The 4,759-nt window shown below is 34.1% G+C and carries 7 protein-coding genes; 6 read left to right on the top strand and 1 reads right to left on the bottom strand.

Going from position 1 to position 4,759, the window contains the following annotated elements; all coding sequences use genetic code 11:
* Positions 1 to 102 precede the first annotated feature (102 nt).
* Positions 103 to 981, bottom strand: a complete 879-nt coding sequence (locus tag H5187_RS22665; RefSeq protein WP_077535644.1) for a LysR family transcriptional regulator — start codon at positions 979 to 981, stop codon at positions 103 to 105.
* Positions 982 to 1,074: 93 nt separating this feature from the next.
* Between H5187_RS22665 and H5187_RS22660 the strand changes: the two genes are divergently transcribed.
* The 6 genes from H5187_RS22660 to H5187_RS25220 all read left to right on the top strand — a co-directional run bounded on the left by H5187_RS22660 (position 1,075) and on the right by H5187_RS25220 (position 4,667).
* Entirely contained in the window at positions 1,075 to 1,695 is a 621-nt protein-coding gene (locus tag H5187_RS22660; RefSeq protein ID WP_182719141.1) for a LysE family translocator, read from the top strand.
* Between the two features lie 14 nt (positions 1,696 to 1,709).
* Positions 1,710 to 2,402 carry a glutathione binding-like protein gene (locus H5187_RS22655; RefSeq protein ID WP_182719140.1) on the top strand — a complete coding sequence of 231 codons (693 nt, stop codon included), beginning with the start codon at positions 1,710 to 1,712 and terminating at the stop codon, positions 2,400 to 2,402.
* A gap of 18 nt (positions 2,403 to 2,420) precedes the next feature.
* Positions 2,421 to 3,092, top strand: coding sequence for a glutathione S-transferase N-terminal domain-containing protein (locus H5187_RS22650; RefSeq protein ID WP_182719139.1), 672 nt, complete (start codon positions 2,421 to 2,423; stop codon positions 3,090 to 3,092).
* Positions 3,093 to 3,173: 81 nt separating this feature from the next.
* Positions 3,174 to 3,554, top strand: coding sequence for a hypothetical protein (locus H5187_RS22645; RefSeq protein ID WP_077535648.1), 381 nt, complete (start codon positions 3,174 to 3,176; stop codon positions 3,552 to 3,554).
* 242 nt (positions 3,555 to 3,796) lie between these two features.
* On the top strand, positions 3,797 to 4,063 hold the full coding sequence (locus H5187_RS22640; protein ID WP_077535649.1) for a hypothetical protein: 267 nt from the start codon (positions 3,797 to 3,799) through the stop codon (positions 4,061 to 4,063).
* Positions 4,064 to 4,214: 151 nt separating this feature from the next.
* On the top strand, positions 4,215 to 4,667 hold the full coding sequence (locus H5187_RS25220; RefSeq protein WP_409072562.1) for a tetratricopeptide repeat protein: 453 nt from the start codon (positions 4,215 to 4,217) through the stop codon (positions 4,665 to 4,667).
* Positions 4,668 to 4,759: the final 92 nt, after the last annotated feature.

Here is a 4,759-nt window from a genome sequence, read left to right as displayed (position 1 = left end):
GCACAGAGCCGTCATTCGGATCTAAATTGTTTATGCCCCCAAAATAATTTAACGTAAATACTCTAAAGCAAACTGTAATAGAGATCTGCATAATGCTTTACCTTAGTTAGTTAAATTTTCTGAAACAAAATCTATGAACTTCCTAACTTTTAACGGTTGTTTTTTGTCTGCATAAAGAAGGTGGACATTTCTAACTTTTGGTTGACACCCTTCAAGTACTCTAATGAGTTCTCCAGATTGGATGCTTTCTTCAAGCAAATGATAGGGTTGAAGAATAATGCCAATCCCCTTGAGTGCTGCATTTTTTAGTGCACTACCATTATTACTAATGAATCTACTGGTTTGTAAATGTAAGAGGTCAATTCTAAACTCCTTTTTAAAATTAGAGCTATCAAACCAAGGTTTAAAGCCTAAAAAATGATGATTTTCTAAATCCGTTATATTTTTTGGGGGACCGTTAGTTTTTAGGTATTTTGGTGAAGCACAAAAAATAAGTTGTTGGGAAAAAACTCTCTTTGAGATGTAAGAAGCGTCTTTCAAATCTCCGACTCTGAAAACGATATCATAATTGTCTAAAACAACGTCAGTTAAAGAATCGGATAATGTAAGGTCTATTCTTATTGCGGGGTTGGCCTCTAAAAAGTCGGCAATGATTGTTGTTAATACATGAGTACCAAAGTTGTGCGGAGCATTCACGTTAATCAAACCTTCAGGCTCTTTTGTAAAATCATCCATTGAAAGAACTAAATCTCTATATTGCTTTTGTAACGCTTTAGCTTTGTTTAGATACACCTCACCAGCTTCTGTTATGTTTTGTCCTCTAGTACTTCTATTAAGTAGTTTAATATTTACTTCCTTTTCTAGAAAATTCACGTATTTGCTTACCATTGTTGTGGAAATATCAAATTTCGTTGCGACTTTCGAAAAGTTTTTTTCCTTGCAAACAGAAATGAAAATCTCAATAGCTTTTAATCTGTCCATGTAAACCTCAGGTTTAAACTGTTTTAATCAAAAGTGGGTTAGTGATTTTATCCTAGCAGTATAAAATGGGCTCGTAAATCAAATGGAGTCAATATGGAAACTTACCACTTAATTAGCTTTGCATTAGTGTCATTCCTGACTGTGCTTAGTCCAGGTCCAGCTGTGTTATTTACAATTCACAATGTGTTTAATGCAAATTCACAAGATGTACTGAAGGGGGTTCTGGGTGTTGCAACAGGAATATTAATAGTAGGTTTCTTTGCAACGTTGTTAATCATGTTTACAACAGAAGCCGTTGGCGGCGCATTTAAGGTTCTTAATCTTGCAGGAGCTTTTTATTTTTTATATTTGGCAGCAAATAATCTTAAGGCATTTAAATATAAAAATAGTTTGAGCAATGAACAGAAAAAACATTTTTTTCACGGCCTAGTCATCAGTCTACTGAACCCAAAAGCACTTGCTTTTTTTATATTCATCTTTCCTACATACATGCAAGAAAATTATATTTCTGCGGGTATAGCAACACTATTAACAAGTATTTTTGCTTTAAATGTATTACTTGTTCATTGCTTCTATTATTTTAGTTTTAACTACTTAACTAAAACAATAGGCATTGACAAGTTCGCAAATTACTTCAATCGACTATCAGCATTTACTTTTTTTATCTTCGCTTTGTTTATGTTTAATCAATTTTTAACAAGCATTACTCAATAACTTAAGGTATCACTATGATTGATTTATATTACTGGACTACGCCCAATGGTCATAAAATTACGATGGCACTTGAAGAGCTAGGTTTGGACTACAATTTATATCCAATAGATATATCTAAAGGGGAGCAGTTTTCACCTGAGTTCAGCGAATTGAGCCCCAACCAAAGAATACCAGCAATAATCGATAACGCCCCATTCAATACTTTTAAACCAATCAGCATTTTTGAATCAGGCGCTATTTTGCAATATTTAGCTGAAAAATCAGGGAAATTAATCGGTGAATCTCTCACTGATAAATATAAAGTCTTACAATGGTTAGCTTGGCAAGTAGCCGGACTTGGCCCTATGGCTGGACAGAATCATCATTTTATACATTATGCTTCTGAGCAAGTACCTTATGCAATTAACCGCTATCAAAATGAGACGAATCGTCTTTATAGTGTTATGGACAAGCAACTGGCGCAAACTGAATATTTAGCTGGTAACTTTTATTCAATTGCTGATATCGCGTGTTACCCTTGGATAAGAATACATGCTTTTCAAAGTATTGATATTGAGAAGTTTAGTAACCTTAAGCGCTGGTTAAATAATATCAAAACGAGACCGTCAACAATTAAAGCTTTTGAGGTGGCAAGTAGAATTAATACCCAACCTACGGTTAATGAAAAGGCGTCGCACCTACTTTTTAATCAATCGCATGTTAAGTGATTTATTTAGGAGAACAACATGATTAAATTGTATGAATTAGCAGGAAAAAATGGGGTTATTTTTAGTCCTTATTGTTGGCGTATAAGAATGGCATTAAGTTTTAAAGGGGTGAATTTTGAATGCGAAGAAGTAGCTTTCACGGACATTAAAAACATCAGTAAAGGGCTATTTAAAACGGTGCCAGTAATATCAGATAACAACAATGCTATTAATGATTCATATGATATTGCTGTCTATCTGGACAAAACTTACCCAGATACACCTTTACTTTTTCCAAATGAAGATTCAAAACAAACCTTTAGATTTATTGAAGCGTGGTCTAACTCGCTTCATTCTGATATCGCACAGATTGCAATTTTTGACATTTACAAAAAATTACAAGATAAAGATAAAGCATATTTTAGAAAATCAAGAGAAGCTCTTTTCTCAATGCCTCTTGAAGATGTACAAGAAAGGAAAAGTGCTGAAGCTACATCTAGTTTACTAAAAAAATTATTGGTTTTAGAAAAGTACCTCACAAGAGCAAGGTTTGTAGGCGGTTTAAATCCAACATATGCTGATTTCATCATTTTTGGTAGCTTGAAGTGGCTACTTCAAACGAGCGAACCTTTCAGTCATCATGAACTTCCAGAAAAGACTAGAGAATGGTATGTCGAGCTTTCAAATCGATATAGTGCACCTTCAAGTTAACGTAATGTCTTTAAAAATTAACCTTAGAAAAGGGACTGGAGTAATGATTTGCTCTGCAATAAAAGTTTTGTGGAATGTAATATGTATATCCGCTTTGTAATTAACGAATTTTGTCATGAGTCAAATCAGCGTCTAGGTCTATTTCTTGCTGTTAGGTATATGAAAGATGATAATAAATTTTTGGATTATGAGTTGGAACAAGCAGAGAGCATTATGGAGTGGTTTAACAACCACCTAGAATCGCCATTGGATTATTTGAATGCTCAAAAACTTAGAAAAGCTGATATTTTCATAAGTTGGTTCAAAATATCGGCCAAAAAACATATTTCTAAGGTTAGAGAATTTGTTGTATTGCTAGAAAGTAAAGGTATCGTAGTTGAAAAAATCAGAACAGAAAGACCTGGAAAAATAGTTTATTCAGATGAATATCAAGTGTTTGCTAAGCCATTTGAAAAGTATTAACTTTAACCACCCCTGATAGTTTAGCTGTACCACTTATCAATTGGAAAGTACTTTACTGTTATACATACACAGACATATATAAATTTTACCTAAATCAACCTCAAATAAAGGTTACTAACCCGTATTTGAGATTTTAAATTACTGTGTGGATGCAATTCACTCTAGTTGATTAATAATGGATTGTAGTTAACTGTTTTAAGAGCTGATACCAAAAACGAATTGTAAAAAATAAGAGACAATAGATGACAAGTGATACACCAAAAGACTATAGCGAGGATATGTATAAATTCTACTTTGAGGTTGGTGAGTGGAAGGGCGAAGCTCTTACAATCATTAGCTCATTTCTAGGTCATTATCATTCGAAGAATATAACCAAATTAGAGTTTGGTTATGAACTGATAATGCCTATTCAGTGCGTACCAGATTTGGTGTCACTTTTGATTGAGAAAAACATAGCTATTTATCAGATAGTGCGTGGTGAAAAAACACAAGAAACTTGGCGGTTATGACGAACTTGTAGAGTTGAATCAGTTTTTGTCACATTTTTCCTGTCCCTTGGTTTTAGTGTTTAAGGTGGATAGCTATTTTGTGTAATGTACTTTATTAAGATGTTATTAGCTTTGAGGAGATTATGGAAAGTATAATAAAACAAGCAATTCAATTGCGAAAAGAGGCAAACATCATGAGTCAATAGCGTTACTTAAAACGCTACTAGATAATGAGACATATTCTGCTAAAGCTCACTTACAAATTGCTTGGTCGTACGACAATCAAGGTAAAGAGAAAGAAGCGGTTGAGCATTATCTGACATCTCTTACAGGTCCTTTATCATCCATTGAAAGATTCGATGCTTTGTTTGGACTGGCAATTAACTATCGAAGCCTTGGTATGTATTCAGAGGCCCTAAGCTATTTCGAGCAAACGATCAGAGAGTATCCTAGTTGCATTGAAATCCAACCTTTCTATGCCATGTGCCTTTACAACATAGGTCGTCACAAAGAAGCAACAAAGTTGCTGCTCGAACTTTTAGTATCCACGACGAATAGTAATGCTATTAAAGAATATCAACGAGCTATTTCTTTATACGCTCAGGATTTAGACAGAACTTGGTAAAACGAAACACATTTACTAGTGGCAATTCGAGCAGATTTACAATACGTAGTTATCAGTATTATTAAGTCGGCTTCAATGTCCGCATATGGCAC

The organism is Pseudoalteromonas sp. SG44-1, from assembly GCF_014164315.1.
Classification (GTDB): domain Bacteria; phylum Pseudomonadota; class Gammaproteobacteria; order Enterobacterales; family Alteromonadaceae; genus Pseudoalteromonas; species Pseudoalteromonas rhizosphaerae.
This window is presented reverse-complemented; position numbering and strand designations above follow the sequence as displayed.

What these genes read in the sequence shown, in the direction of transcription:
- H5187_RS22665 (WP_077535644.1), bottom strand. Translation starts at nt 981, where the DNA reads ATGGACAGATTAAAAGCTATTGAGATTTTCATTTCTGTTTGCAAGGAA.
- H5187_RS22650 (WP_182719139.1), top strand. Translation starts at nt 2,421, where the DNA reads ATGATTAAATTGTATGAATTAGCAGGAAAAAATGGGGTTATTTTTAGT.
- H5187_RS22645 (WP_077535648.1), top strand. Translation starts at nt 3,174, where the DNA reads ATGTATATCCGCTTTGTAATTAACGAATTTTGTCATGAGTCAAATCAG.
- H5187_RS22660 (WP_182719141.1), top strand. Translation starts at nt 1,075, where the DNA reads ATGGAAACTTACCACTTAATTAGCTTTGCATTAGTGTCATTCCTGACT.
- H5187_RS22655 (WP_182719140.1), top strand. Translation starts at nt 1,710, where the DNA reads ATGATTGATTTATATTACTGGACTACGCCCAATGGTCATAAAATTACG.
- H5187_RS22640 (WP_077535649.1), top strand. Translation starts at nt 3,797, where the DNA reads ATGACAAGTGATACACCAAAAGACTATAGCGAGGATATGTATAAATTC.